Source organism: Streptomyces yokosukanensis, from assembly GCF_001514035.1.
In the GTDB taxonomy this organism is placed as follows: Bacteria; Actinomycetota; Actinomycetes; order Streptomycetales; family Streptomycetaceae; genus Streptomyces; species Streptomyces yokosukanensis.
The window spans coordinates 124,818-138,034 of sequence record NZ_KQ948219.1 but is presented as its reverse complement, the minus strand read 5'-3'; the positions used below and the strand labels follow the sequence as shown (position 1 = coordinate 138,034).

General features: G+C 72.6%; 13 protein-coding genes. 10 read left to right on the top strand and 3 right to left on the bottom strand.

The genetic code is table 11. The annotated features are described in order from the left end of the window. Positions 1-11 precede the first annotated feature (11 nt). Entirely contained in the window at positions 12-869 is an 858-nt protein-coding gene (locus tag AQI95_RS31235) for a fumarylacetoacetate hydrolase family protein (RefSeq protein WP_067131854.1), read from the top strand. A gap of 100 nt (positions 870-969) precedes the next feature. On the opposite strand, the gene AQI95_RS31230 is transcribed toward AQI95_RS31235, so the two are convergent. The 3 genes from AQI95_RS31230 to AQI95_RS31220 form a co-directional block, all read right to left on the bottom strand. Next, positions 970-1,845, bottom strand: a complete 876-nt coding sequence (locus tag AQI95_RS31230; protein WP_067131445.1) for an LLM class F420-dependent oxidoreductase — start codon at positions 1,843-1,845, stop codon at positions 970-972. 84 nt (positions 1,846-1,929) lie between these two features. Beyond that, a complete protein-coding gene (locus AQI95_RS31225) occupies positions 1,930-2,436 on the bottom strand; it encodes a heme-degrading domain-containing protein (RefSeq protein ID WP_067131442.1) in 507 nt (168 codons plus the stop codon). Next, positions 2,436-3,509, bottom strand: a complete 1,074-nt coding sequence (locus tag AQI95_RS31220; protein WP_067131439.1) for a Gfo/Idh/MocA family protein — start codon at positions 3,507-3,509, stop codon at positions 2,436-2,438. The genes AQI95_RS31225 and AQI95_RS31220 overlap by 1 nt, the downstream gene beginning before the upstream one ends. Positions 3,510-3,605: 96 nt before the next feature. On the opposite strand from AQI95_RS31220, the gene AQI95_RS31215 reads away from it, so the two are divergent. From AQI95_RS31215 to AQI95_RS31175, 9 genes are all read left to right on the top strand, one after another. Next, positions 3,606-4,760 (top strand): ROK family transcriptional regulator, encoded by a 1,155-nt coding sequence (locus tag AQI95_RS31215; protein WP_067131437.1) that lies wholly within the window; start codon positions 3,606-3,608, stop codon positions 4,758-4,760. A 187-nt stretch (positions 4,761-4,947) separates the two neighbouring features. After that, the gene (locus tag AQI95_RS31210) at positions 4,948-5,703 is read left to right on the top strand and encodes a GntR family transcriptional regulator (protein WP_067131434.1); all 756 of its coding nucleotides are present in this window, start codon (positions 4,948-4,950) and stop codon (positions 5,701-5,703) included. 174 nt (positions 5,704-5,877) lie between these two features. After that, entirely contained in the window at positions 5,878-7,002 is a 1,125-nt protein-coding gene (locus tag AQI95_RS31205; RefSeq protein ID WP_067131431.1) for a TIGR03364 family FAD-dependent oxidoreductase, read from the top strand. Positions 7,003-7,007: 5 nt separating this feature from the next. Continuing rightward, entirely contained in the window at positions 7,008-7,718 is a 711-nt protein-coding gene (locus AQI95_RS31200) for a phosphonatase-like hydrolase (RefSeq protein ID WP_067131851.1), read from the top strand. Position 7,719: 1 nt separating this feature from the next. Then, the gene (locus tag AQI95_RS31195; RefSeq protein ID WP_067131428.1) at positions 7,720-8,766 is read left to right on the top strand and encodes an ABC transporter ATP-binding protein; all 1,047 of its coding nucleotides are present in this window, start codon (positions 7,720-7,722) and stop codon (positions 8,764-8,766) included. Continuing rightward, positions 8,759-9,664, top strand: coding sequence for a 2-aminoethylphosphonate ABC transporter permease subunit (locus AQI95_RS31190; protein ID WP_067131423.1), 906 nt, complete (start codon positions 8,759-8,761; stop codon positions 9,662-9,664). The genes AQI95_RS31195 and AQI95_RS31190 overlap by 8 nt, the downstream gene beginning before the upstream one ends. Further along, positions 9,651-10,448 carry an ABC transporter permease gene (locus tag AQI95_RS31185; protein ID WP_067131420.1) on the top strand — a complete coding sequence of 266 codons (798 nt, stop codon included), beginning with the start codon at positions 9,651-9,653 and terminating at the stop codon, positions 10,446-10,448. The genes AQI95_RS31190 and AQI95_RS31185 overlap by 14 nt, the downstream gene beginning before the upstream one ends. A 69-nt stretch (positions 10,449-10,517) precedes the next feature. After that, on the top strand, positions 10,518-11,573 hold the full coding sequence (locus AQI95_RS31180) for a 2-aminoethylphosphonate ABC transporter substrate-binding protein (protein ID WP_067131416.1): 1,056 nt from the start codon (positions 10,518-10,520) through the stop codon (positions 11,571-11,573). A 139-nt stretch (positions 11,574-11,712) separates the two neighbouring features. Continuing rightward, entirely contained in the window at positions 11,713-13,194 is a 1,482-nt protein-coding gene (locus AQI95_RS31175) for an alkaline phosphatase family protein (protein WP_079071558.1), read from the top strand. Positions 13,195-13,217 lie beyond the last annotated feature (23 nt).

The window sequence follows — 13,217 nt, the reverse complement described above, 5'->3', positions numbered from 1 at the left end:
AGATGGTGACCATGAAGCTGCTGCGAGTCGGTACGGCCGGGGCCGAGCGGCCCGCGCTGCTCGACGCCGAGGGGACCCTTCGGGACCTGTCGGGCATCGTGGACGACATCGACGGCGCGCTCCTCGCCGACGAGGACGCGCTCGGCCGGGTACGGGCGGCGGCCGGGGCCGGCGAGCTGCCCGCGCTCGACGCGACCGGACTGCGGATCGGGCCGCCGCTCGCCCGCATCGGGAAGGTCGTGTGCATCGGGCTGAACTACCACGACCACGCCCGCGAGACGGGTGTCGAGCCGCCCGCCGAGCCGGTCGTCTTCTTCAAGGCGTCGGACACGGTGGTCGGGCCGAACGACACGGTGCTGGTCCCGCGCGGTTCGGTGAAGACCGACTGGGAGGTGGAGCTGGCCGTCGTCATCGGACGTACGGCCCGCTATGTGGACTCGGCCGAGGAGGCGCTCGCGCACGTCGCCGGGTACGCGCTGGCGCACGACGTCTCCGAGCGGGAGTTCCAGATCGAGCGCGGCGGGACCTGGGACAAGGGCAAGAACTGCGAGACGTTCAACCCGCTCGGACCGTGGCTGGTGACGGCCGACGAGATCGCCGACCCGCAGGACCTGTCGCTGAGGCTGTGGGTCAACGGGGAGCTGAAGCAGGACGGTACGACGGCCCAGCAGATCTTCCCCGTGGCGGAGGTCGTGCGGTACGTCAGCCAGTTCATGACGCTCTACCCCGGGGACGTCATCAACACGGGGACGCCGGCGGGGGTGGCGATGGGGCAGCCGGAGCCGAAGCCGTACCTGAAGGCCGGGGACGTGGTCGAGCTGGAGATCTCGGGGCTCGGCCGGCAGCGGCAGGAACTCAAGGACGCGTAGACGCCTGGCCGGGGAGCGCCGGGGAACCGCGGCTCCGTCGTCGGCCGCGGGTGGTCCGCGGCCGCGCGCGCAGTTCCTCGGGCCCCTCGGGCGTCCGCGCTCACCCCAGCAGTGCGGCCAGCCGCCTCCACGCCTTACGGGGCAGGCCCTCGTGGGAACCGGCGTCGATCACCTGGAGGGCCACGTGGTCGGCGCCCGCCTCGTGGAAGGCCTCGATGCGGGAGCGGATCCTGCTCTCGTCGCCCCAGGCGAAGAAGGCGTCGACCAGGCGGTCGCTGCCGCCGTCCTCCAGGTCCTTTTCGGTGAAGCCCAGGCGGAGCCAGGTGTCGGTGTAGTTGGGGAGGGCGAGATACCGGGCGAGGACGTCGCGGGCGGCGGCGCGGGCCTTGCCCGGATCGCTCTCCAGGACGACCTTGAACTCCGGGGCCAGCAGCGCGGAGCCGCCGAGGATCTCGCGGGCCCGGGCCGTGTGCTCGGGGGTGACCAGATACGGGATCGCGCCGGCCGCGCGGGTGCCGGCGAGATCGAGGGTCTTCGGGCCGAGGGCGGCCAGCACCCGGCGGTTCGCGGGCACCCCGGCCTCGTCCAGCGCGTCGAGGTAGGCCACCAGAGCCGAGTACGGGCGCCGGTACTGCTCGTGGAGCTTGGCGTGGCTGATCCCGAGGCCCAGCACGAAGCGGCCGGGGTGGGCGGCCTCGACCTCGGCGAAGGCCGCGGCGCTCTCGGCGGCCTCGTACTGCCAGATGCTCTGGATGCTGGTGCCGACCGCCAGCGTCGACGTCGTCTCCAGGAGCGGTACGGCGTGCCGGGCGGCGGTGCTGCCGCCCAGCCAGACGGCGCCGTAGCCGAGTTGTTCCAGCTCGGCCGCGGTGTCGCCGATCTCGGCACGCAGGGAGGGGTCCTCGTCGCGCAGGCCGTGGCTCCAGATGCCGTACCGGCCGATGGACTCCTTGAGAAGGTTCGGGGTGTCGCTCATGAGCTGGATTCCCTCCGGTCGGGGCGCTGCCGTGACGCATGTGACGTCAGTGCCAACCGGAGGGTGCCTCCTGATAATCCCCGATCAGCCGTCCAGGAACTGCTCCAACGCCTCCACCACGAACCGGTGGTCCTCCAGCTGGGGCAGGCCGGAGACGGTCACCGCGCCGATGACGCCCACGTTCTCGACGCGGATCGGGAACGAGCCGCCGTGGGCCGCATAGGTGTCGGGGTCCAGGCGGGAGGAGTCCTCGAACGTCGTGCCCTTGGCGCGGAAGCGGGCGCCGACCAGGTAGGAGGAGGCGCCGTAGCGCTCCACCACCCGGCGCTTGCGGGCGATCCAGGCGTCGTTGTCCGGGGTGGAGCCCGGCAGGGCCGCGTGGAAGAGCTGCCGGCCGGCGCGGTGGATGCCGATGGCGAGGGGAGCCCGGCGCTCCCGGGCCAGCTCGACCAGGAGCGAGCCGAGGGCCCAGGCGTCGTCGCAGGTGAACCGCCGGAGGACCAGGCGGCGTTCCTGCGCTTCCAACTCCTGCACGGACGGGGCGGGTTCGGGGGCGGTGCCGGGGGCGGTGTCGGGGGCGGTCCGGGACATCAGAGGGTCACCGTCACCTTGTCCCGGGCGGACCGGCGGGCCGCTTCCAGTACGTCGAGGGCGGCGGCCGCCTCCAGCGCGGTCACCGGGTTGGGGCCGGCGCCGGCCAGGGCGCGGGCGACGGCCGCGTAGTAGGCGGGGTAGTCGCCGGGCAGGGTCGGCACGGGGGTGCCCCCGCCGGTCACCGGCGACTGGCCGGATCCGACGCGGCCCCACAGGGACTCGTCCTCCGTGCCCCAGTCGGCGGTGGTGCCGGGGCGGTCGCCCTCGCGCAGGGCCGCCTCCTGCGGGTCCAGGCCGTACTTGACGTAGCCGGCCCGTGAGCCGAGGACCCGGAAGCGGGGGCCGAGCTGGGCGGTGGTCGCGGAGACGTGGAGGTGGGAGCGGACGCCGTTCGCGTGGGTGAGCGCGATGAAGGTGTCGTCGTCGGTCTCGGCGCCGGGGCGGCGGACGTCGGTCTCCGCGTACACCTCGGTGGCCGGGCCGAAGAGCACCAGGGCCTGGTCGACGACATGGCTGCCGAGGTCGTAGAGCAGACCTCCGATCTCTGCCGGGTCGCCGGACTCGCGCCAGCCGCCCTTGGGCTGCGGGCGCCAGCGCTCGAAGCGGGACTCGAAGCGCCAGGCGTCGCCGAGTTCGCCGTCCTGCAGCAGCTTGCGCAGGGTCAGGAAGTCGTTGTCCCAGCGGCGGTTCTGGAAGACGGACAGCAGCAGGCCGCGCTCCTCGGCGAGGGCGGCGAGGGCGCGGGCCTCGGCCGCGGTGCCGGCGACCGGCTTGTCGACGACGACCGGCAGGCCCGCCTCGAGGGCGGCGGTGGCGAGGGGGACGTGCGTCCTGTTCGGAGAGGCGATGACGACCAGGTCCAGTCCGTCCGCGCGGTCGAACAGCTCCTGCGGACCGGCGACGGGCGTCACGTCCGGGAACTCGGCGCGGGCCTGCCGCTGCCGCTCCGGGTCGGAGGTGACCACGGTGTCCAGGGCGAGGCCCTCGGTGGCGGCGATCAGCGGGGCATGGAAGACGGAGCCGGCGAGACCGTAGCCGATCAGTCCGACGCGGAGGGGGGTAGCAGTCATGGGCTCCACTTTCGCAACGCTGTTGCCAAAGTGCAAGTGGTGGGGAGAATGGGTGACGTGAACAGCACGAGGACGGGGACGGGTACGGGCACGGGGATGGGCATGGGATCGGGGGCGGCGTCGGCGCCCGGGGGCGGCGGGCCGACGGGGGCCAATCTCGGCGCCGTGCGCAGCCACAACGCCGCGCTGGTGCTGGGGCTGCTGCGGGACGCCGGGGCGGACGGCATCAGCCGGCTGGAACTGGCCGAGCGGACCGGGCTCACCCCGCAGGCCGTCAGCAAGATCACCGCGCGGCTGCGCGAGGAGGGGTTCGCCGCACAGGCCGGGCTGCGTGCGTCGACGGGGGGCAAGCCGCGGACCGTGCTGCGGCTGGTGCCGGAGGCCGGGCACGCGGTGGGGGTGCATCTCGACCGGGACGAGCTGCGGGTGGTGCTGGTCGATCTGGACGGGGCGGTGGTCGGGGAGCGGCGGGCGGGACTGGACCTGGGGGCCGGGGCCGAATCCGTGCTCGGGACGGTCGCCGGTGCGGTGGAGGGGCTGGTGGGGGACGGACTGGGCCTCGACGACGACGGGCTCGCCGGCGTGGGGACGCTGCTCGGGGTGGGCGTGGCGCTGCCGGGCCCGCTCGATCACACCAGCGGTGTGCTGCACCGGATGACCGGGTTCCCCGAGTGGGACGGGTTCGCGCTGCGGGACGTGCTCGGGGCGCGGTTGGGGGTGCCGGTCGTGGTGGACAAGGACACGAACGCCGCGGCGCTCGGCCTGTCGGCGGGCGGCGAGGGCGGTTCCTTCGCGTATCTGCACCTCGGTACGGGGCTCGGTGCCGGTCTGGTGATCGGTGGGCGTGTGCATCGGGGGCCGCGGACCGGGGCGGGGGAGTTCGGGCACCAGGTGATTCAGCTCGACGGGCCGCCGTGCGAGTGCGGCGACCGGGGCTGTGTGGAGGCGCTGTGCCTGGCGGCGGTGGGGCGGGGGGAGCCGGCGGAGGCGGCGCGTGTGCTGGGGGTGGCGGCGGCGAATCTGGTGGGGCTGCTGGACATCGACGTGGTGCTGCTCGGGGGGCGGACGATCACGGGGGAGCCGGACGTCTTCGTACGGGGGGTCGGCGAGGTGCTCGACGCGCGGGCCCGGCGCGAGGGGGCGCTCGGCGCCGAGGTGCCGGTCCGGGTCGCCGCAGGCGGGGAACGGGCCGTGGCCGAGGGCGCCGCGCAGCTGTTGCTGCGGCCGTTGTTCGGTCGAGGCGATGCGTGACGGCGCTGCGTGACGGCGACGCGTGACGGTGCCCCGCGCCGCGGCCGGGCGGGGCCGAATCGCCCGCCGGGGCGAACTGCGCCGACCGGGCGGAGCCCCGGCGGACCGGCCCGGACCGGCCCCCGGTCCCGGCCGCGGGACCGGGGGCCGTACGAGCAACTCGCCCCCCGTCTGCGACGATCCCTGCGTGGACTACCCGAACGACCAGGCCCCCGGCGCCCCCGTCCGCTCCGGAATTCCCGAGCACGGGCGCATCCCCAAGTACTACGCGGTGAAGGCACGGATCGCCGCGCTGCTGGACGAACTGGGGCAGGACAGTGTCATCCCCACCGAGCGGGATCTCGCCGAGCGGTACGACGTCGCCCGCGAGACCGTGCGGCAGGCCGTGCGCGAGCTGGTGCTGGAGGGCCGGCTGCAGCGAAGAGGGCGCGGGACCGTCGTCGCCGGGCCCAAGCTCGCCCAGCCGCTGTCCCTCGCCAGCTACACCGAGGGCGTGCGCCGCCAGGGCCGCACCCCGGGCCGTACGCTCGTCACCCTCGACCGCTTCCCCTGCCCCGAGCCCCTCGCCGCCGAGACCGGGCTCACCCGGGGCGAGCCCGTCTGGCACCTGGAGCGCGTGCTGCTCGCCGACGACGAGCGGGTCGGCCTGGAGAGCACCTACGTCTCCGTCGAGCGGGTACCGGGTCTGCGCGGCGACTTCGACCCGGACTCCTCCTTCTACGCCTATCTGAAGGCCCAGGGCATCGACTTCGGCGACGCCGACGAGCGCATCGAGACCGTGCTGGCCACCCCCCGGGAGGCGCTGCTCATCGGCACCCCGCCGGCCCTGCCGATGCTGCTGATCCACCGGGTCTCGCGGGACACCGAGGGGCGACCGCTGGAGCGGGTGCGCACCCTGTACCGCGGCGACCGGTTCTCCTTCACGGCGCATCTCGGTGGCTGATCACCGCCCGACCCAAGGGCGGAAAACGGCCTGAAATCACCCATCGACACTCTTCTCGACCGCCCGTGAATATCACGAGAAGATAACGGGTCTAGCCCAAACGTGATGGGTCGTTCACGCTCTCGTTGTCAGCCGGACCCTTCCGGTTACCCGATTCCGAGGAGCGTTGACGTCGTGAGAGTGACAGTCGTCGGAGCAGGCGTAGTGGGCACCATGCACGCCTGGCATGCAGTGAAACGTGGCCATCAGGTCGTCCAGATCGAGCGTGAGGCGGAGGCGCGCGGCGCCTCGCTGCGCAACTTCGGGCAGATCTGGGTCAGTGGCCGCGCGGGCGGAGAAGAACTGGAGACCGCGCTGCGGGCGCGGGAGCTGTGGGAGGAGATCGGCGGGCGCGTGCCGAAGCTGGGCTTCCGGGCCAACGGCTCGCTGACCCCGGTGCGCGGAGACCTCGAGTCCGCCGTCGCCGAGTCCGCCGTGGCCCGCCCGGACGCCGCCGCCCGTGGCTACAAGCTGCTGACCCCCGGCGAGGCACGGGCCCTCAACCCCGCCCTGCGCGGTGAGTTCGACGCCGCCCTGTACTGCGAGCGCGACGCCGCCGTCGAGCCGCGCACGGCCCAGCTCGCCCTGCGCGAGGAACTGCTGAAGTCCCCGAACTACACCTTCCTGCCGGGCCGCGAGGTCCGCGACGTGGTCGGCGCCGGCACGGTGCGCGACGACCACGGGGACGTGCACGAGGCCGACGCCGTCGTGCTGTGCACCGGCGCCTGGCTCGGCGGACTCGTCCGCGAGCTGGCCGGCCCCGACCTGCCGGTGCGCCGGGTCCGGCTGCAGATGATGCAGACCGCCCCGCTGGGCGAGCCGCTGACCACCTCGGTCGCGGACGCCGACAGCTTCCGCTACTACCCGGCCTACGCCTCCCCCGCACTGGACGCGCTCAACGCCGGCCAGCCGCAGGCGCAGACCGCCGCCGACCACAAGATGCAGCTGCTCATGGTGCAGCGCGCCGACGGCGGACTGACCATCGGCGACACCCACGAGTACGAGCACCCCTTCGCCTTCGACACCGTCGAGGACCCCTACGACCACCTCGTCGGGGTCGTCGAGTCCCTCCTCGGCCGGCCGCTGCCGAAGATCCGCCGCCGCTGGGCCGGCGTGTACGCGCAGTGCACCGACAAGAGCCGGGTCGTGCACCGGCAGCAGGTGAGCGACGGCGTGTGGCTGGTCACCGGGCCCGGTGGGCGCGGCATGACCTGCTCGCCGGCGATAGCCGAAAAGACCGCGAACGAACTGGGCTGGTGAGCACCATGACCGACAACACCGTGACCGACATCCGTCTCGTCGTCCTCGACATGGCGGGCACCACCGTCGCCGACGGCGGCCTCGTCGAGCGCGCCTTCGCCGCCGCCGCGGCCGAACTGGGCGTCGAGCCCGGCTCCGCCGAGCACGCCGAGCACCTCGCCTACGTCCGCGCGACCATGGGCGAGTCCAAGATCTCCGTCTTCCGGCACCTGTTCGGCGACGAGGAGCGCGCCCAGCGCGCCAACACCGCCTTCGAGAAGGCGTACGGCGACCTGGTGAACGGCGGTCTGATCGCCCCCGTCCCCGGCGCCCGCGAGGCCATCGAGGAACTCGCCGCGAGCGGCCGCACCGTCGTGCTGACCACCGGCTTCGCCCGCGTCACCCAGGACGCCATCCTCGCCGCCCTCGGCTGGCAGGGCTCCTCGTTCCCCGTCTCGCTCACCCTGTGCCCGGCCGACGCCGGCGGGCGCGGCCGACCGTACCCGGACATGGTCCTCGAGGCCTTCCTGCGCACCAAGGCCGCCGAGGACGTGACCCAGGTCGCCGTCGTCGGGGACACCTCCTACGACGTGCTCAGCGGTGTACGGGCCGGGGCCGCGGTGGTCGCCGGCGTCCGCACCGGCGCCCACGACGACGAGGCGTTCCGCGCCGCCGGCGCCACGCACGTCCTCGACTCCGTCGCCGCGCTGCCCGCCCTGCTGTCGGGAGCGCGCTGAGATGGGCATCCGCTTCGATTCCGTCACCGTCGCCTACGACGGCAACGTCGTCCTCGACTCGCTCGACCTGACCGTCGAGCCCGGCGAGGTCATGGCGCTGCTCGGACCGTCCGGCTCCGGCAAGACCACCGCGCTGCGGGCGGTCGCCGGGTTCGTGCGGCCCGTGTCCGGGCGGGTGCTCCTCGGCGGCCGGGACGTGACGGACCTGCCGCCGTACCAGCGGGGCATCGGTATGGTCGTGCAGCAGTACGCGCTCTTCCCGCACATGCGGGTCGACGAGAACGTGGCCTTCGGGCTCAAGGCCCGCAGGACGGCCAAGAGCGAGACGCGGCAGCGGGTCGCCCAGGCGCTGGAGATGACCGGCATGGCCGCCTACGCCCGCCGCCACCCGCGCGAGCTGTCCGGCGGACAGCAGCAGCGCGTCGCCATCGCCCGCGCGCTGGCCATCCGGCCGGACGTGCTGCTCCTGGACGAGCCGCTGTCCGCGCTCGACGCCCAGCTGCGCTCCGGGATGCTCGCCGAACTCGCCCGGCTGCACCGTGAGTTGCCCGACGTCTCGATGCTGTACGTCACCCACGACCAGGTCGAGGCGCTGACCCTGGCCGACCGGATCGCCGTCATGGACAAGGCGCGGCTGCAGGCCTGCGGCACACCGAAGGAGCTGTACCGCTCCCCGGCCGACGAGTTCACCGCCTCCTTCGTGGGCGGCGCGAACCTGGTGCCGGTGACCGTGGGCCGCGCGGGTGTCTCCTTCGCGGGCGCCGAGCTGAAGGTCGACACGAGCGGGGTGCTCGCCGGCGCGCGGGCCACCCTGTGCGTACGGCCGCACCTGGTCGGGCTCGGCGAAGGCCCCAACCGGCTCGTCGGCACGGTCACCGAGATCCAGTGGCGCGGGGCCACGCACCGGCTGTACGTCGAGGTCGACGGGCACAGCGTGATGGCCGACCTGCGGGAGCTGAAGGACCCGCCGTCGCTCGGGGACGTGGTGGCCCTGCACTTCGCCTCCGACGACGCGGTGCTGCTCCCTGCCGGGGTGAGCCATGGCTGACACCGCCCGGAACACGCGGGTCGTCGGCGGCTGGTCGCGCCCGAGCGGCGGCAGCCACCGATCGGGCACGGCCCCGCGCTCCTCGGGGACGCTCCTGTGGGCGCTTCCCCCCGTCGCCGCCCTCGCCCTCTTCTTCCTCTACCCCCTCGCCCTCGTCGTCCAGCAGTCCTTCCAGCCGGACAGCGGCGGCACCTCGCTGCAGCCGTACACCGACGTGTTCGCCTCCGACGCCTTCCGGCACGCGCTGTGGACGACCGTCTGGCTGGCCGCGGCCTCCACCGTCGGCTGCCTGGTGCTCGGCTTCCTGCTGGCGCTGGTCATCGCGTTCGTGCCGTTCCCCGGGGCGAAGGCGGTGTCGCGGTTCATCGACGTGTTCCTGTCCTTCCCGTCCTTCCTGATCACCCTGTCGCTGCTGTTCATCTACGGCAGCGTCGGCATGGCGAACGGGGCGTGGACGGATCTGACCGGCGCGGCGAGCGGACCGTTCCAGTTCCTCACCACGCCCTGGGGCGTGCTGCTGGCGGAGGTCACCTACTTCACGCCGTTCGTGATGCGACCGCTGCTCGCCGCCTTCTCGCAGCTGGACACCGCACAGCTGGAGGCGGCCAGTTCGCTGGGGGCGCGGGCACCGCGGATCGTGCGGCAGGTGATCCTGCCCGAGGCGCTGCCCGCCCTCGCCGCCGGCGGAAGCCTCGTCCTCGTCCTGTGTCTCAACGAGTTCGGCATCGTGCTCTTCACCGGCGCGAAGGGGGTCACCACCCTGCCGATGCTCGTCTACAGCAAGGCGATCCTGGAGTCCGACTATCCGGGCGCGTGCGTGGTCGCCGTCGTCAACGTCCTGATCTCCGTGGGGCTCTACAGCCTCTACCGGGTGGTGAGCCGTCGTGCTGGTGCATAGCCGGGGGGCCAAGTGGGCCGTATGGGCGGTGTTCCTGCTGCTCTTCGTGCCGCTGTTCGCCCTTCCCCTCCTCGTCGTCCTCGGCGCCTCCTTCGCCACCCACTGGTCCAGCGTCCTGCCCTCGGACCTGACCACGGCCAACTACCGTGCCGCCACCCGCGGCGAGGCCCTGCAGGCGCTCACCACCAGCCTGCTCACCGCCACCGGGGCCAGCCTGCTCGCGCTGGCCGTCGGCACCTGGGCCGCGCTGGCCGGGGCGGCGCTGAAGAAGCGGTACCGGCGGATCATGGACGCGCTGTTCGTGCTGCCGGTCGCCGTGCCCTCCGTCGTCGTCGGGCTGTCGATCCTGGTGGCGTTCTCCAAGCCGCCGATGCTGCTCAACGGCACCCGGTGGATCGTGATCCTCGCGCACACCGTGCTGGTCACGGCCTTCGCCCATCAGTCCGTGTCGGCGGCGATCACCCGCCTCGACCCGGCCTACGAACAGGCCGCCGCCTCCCTCGGCGCCCGGCCCTCCTACGTGCTGTGGCGGGTGCGGCTGCCTCTGCTGCTGCCGTCCCTGACCGCCGCCGCCGGCCTCTGCTTCGCCCTCTCCATGGGCGAGCTGAGCGCCACGATGATGCTCTATCCGCCCGACTGGACCCCACTTCCACTCCTGATCTACGGCGCCACCGACCGCGGCGCCCTGTTCACCGGTTCCGCCGTCGCCGTGGTGCTGATGGCCGCGACCCTGCTCGTCCTGTTCGCCGTCTCCCGGGTCCGCACCCGGGCGTCGTACCGCTGACCCCCCGCATCCCCCCGCACCCCCACGACCCCTGTAATCCCCGTGAGAATGCCAGGAGTTGGCCTCGCCATGCCCAGAACCCGTATCACGCTCGCCGTAGCCCTCGCTCTCCTCGCCACCCCCGCGCTGTCCGCCTGCGGCGGCTCCTCCTCCGCCTCGAACGCCAAGGAAGTCACCGTCTACAGCGCCGACGGCCTGAAGGGCGAGAACGGCGACGGCTGGTACGACAAGGTCTTCGCGGACTTCACCAAGCAGACCGGCATCAAGGTCAAGTACGTCGAGGGCGGTTCCGGCGAGATCGTGCAGCGCGCCGTCCGCGAGAAGAGCAACCCGCAGGCCGACGTGCTGGTCACGCTCCCGCCCTTCATCCAGGAGGCCGACAACAAGGGCCTGCTGGAGAAGTACGACCCCAAGGAAGCCGACCAGGTCAGCGGCGCCGACAAGTCCATCGACGGCACCTGGACCTCCGTCGTCGACAACTACTTCGGCTTCGTCTACAACAAGAAGGAGCTGAAGCAGGCCCCCAAGACCTGGGACGAGCTGCTCGACTCCAAGTACAAGAACAAGCTGCAGTACTCCACCCCGGGTGTCGCCGGTGACGGCACCGCCGTGCTGATCAAGGCCATGCACGACTTCGGCGGCAAGGAGCAGGCCCTCGCCTACCTGAAGAAGCTCCAGGCCAACAACGTCGGCCCGTCCGCCTCCACCGGCAAGCTCGCCCCCAAGGTCGACAAGGGTGAACTGCTCGTCGCCAACGGCGATGTGCAGATGAACTACGCCCAGTCCAAGACCATGCCGAACCTCGGCCTCTGGTTCCCGGCCGGCAAGGACGGCAAGCCCACCACCTTCGCCCTGCCCTACGCGGCCGGCCTGGTCACCAAGGCCCCGCACAGCGAGAACGGCAAGAAGCTGCTCGACTTCATGCTCGCCCAGAAGCAGCAGCAGGAGGTCAGCGAGATCGGCGGCGGCTTCGCCTCCCGCCAGGACGTGAAGGCCACCGACGCCAACGCCATCGCCCTCACCAAGCTCATGGACGGCGTGGACCTCTTCACGCCCGACTGGAACGACATCGACAAGAACCTGACCTCGTACGTCGAGGACTGGAAGTCGGCCACCGGCAGCTGACCCCTGCGGGGGTCCGACCGGCCCGCGTTCACAAAGTACCGCGTATCACCGCAACGCCCCTGGCACCACCGGGGGCGTTGCCATGCCCGCACGCACACGTTCATCCCCTCACCTACGGAGGCCCTCCGTGTCGTCCCGCATGTCCCGCCGTACGTTCCTCGTCTCCGCCGCCGTGGTGGCCGCCTCGGCAGGCCCGCTCGGCGCCGTCGCCCGCGCGGCCACCCGTAAGCCGAAGGTGCTGGTCATCGGCCTGGACGGCTGTCTGCTCAGCCGTGTCGAGGACGCCGACGCGCCGAACCTGGACGCCCTGATGGCGGCCGGTCTCACCGCGCCCAGCAGCATCTACGCGAACCCGCTCGCGCCGACCCTGTCCGGCCCGGGCTGGTCCACGATCATCACCGGCGTCTGGCCGGACAAGCACATGGTCAAGGACAACAACTTCACCGGCGCCCGCTTCGACCTGTACCCCGACTTCCTCACCCGCGCCGAGACCGCGAACTCCGCCCTGCACACCTACGCGGTCTCCTCCTGGGCCCCGATCACCGACACGGTCTTCTCGGCGAAGGTCGACACCCGGGTCTCCACCCCGGGCGCCGAGTACGACACCGGCACCGCCTCCCGCGCGGTCGCCCAGCTGCGGGACGCCGACCCGGACGCGGTCTTCGTCCAGCTCGACAACATCGACCACGCGGGCCACAGCTACGGCGCCGCCTCCCAGCAGTACCTGGACGCCATCCACGGCGCCGACGCCCAGGTCGGGCAGATGGTGGCCGCGGTCAAGGCCCGTCCGTCGTACGGCTCCGAGGACTGGCTGATCATGATCACCGCCGACCACGGCCACACCGACCCCGGCGGCCACGGCGGCTCCACCCTGCAGGAGCGCCAGACCTTCATGATCGCCGTCGGCAGTGCCCTGGCGGCCGGATCGGTCCGCCACGACGTGAAGATGCCCGACGTGGCCGTCTCCGCCCTCGCCCACCTCGGCGTCGCCCTCGACCCCGCCTGGGGCCTCGACGGCCGCCCGGTGCAGCAGCCCACCCCCGACGACTTCGACTCCCTGCGCGGCCGGTTGCAGTCCCGCGTCGACGAGACCGGCATCCCGGCGAGCATCCTGGGCTTCACCCACACCCCGCCCGCCGGCTGGTCCGTGGACAACTCCGCGATGGGCACCGGCGGTGTCACCGAGTGGCGCGGCTGGTCCTTCACCACCGACGAGTTCTGGACCCAGGCCCAGCGCGACCAGAACCGCGAGTGCAACGTCCGCGCCCGAGGCGTCTTCGCGGTCGCCGACGGCGACGAGTGGAGCGACAAGTCCCTCACCGGCAGCTTCGACTCCACCCTGGTCAGCCCCGCCTACCCGGTCACCGGCGGACGCCCGGCGACCCTGGCGTACACCACCTACTACCGGCAGGAGTCCCCGCAGAAGGGCGAGGTGCTCGTCTCCTACGACGGCGCCGCCCCGGTCGGCGTGAAGACGTACACCGCCGACGTGCCCTCCCGCACCGAGACCGTCACCCTCCAGGTCCCGGCCGGCGCGAGCAGCGTCCGGGTCCGCTTCCGTTACACGGGAGGGAACAACTGGTACTGGGTGATCGACGACGTGCGGATCAGCCAGTCCTGACCAGGTCCGCCACAGGGCCGTCC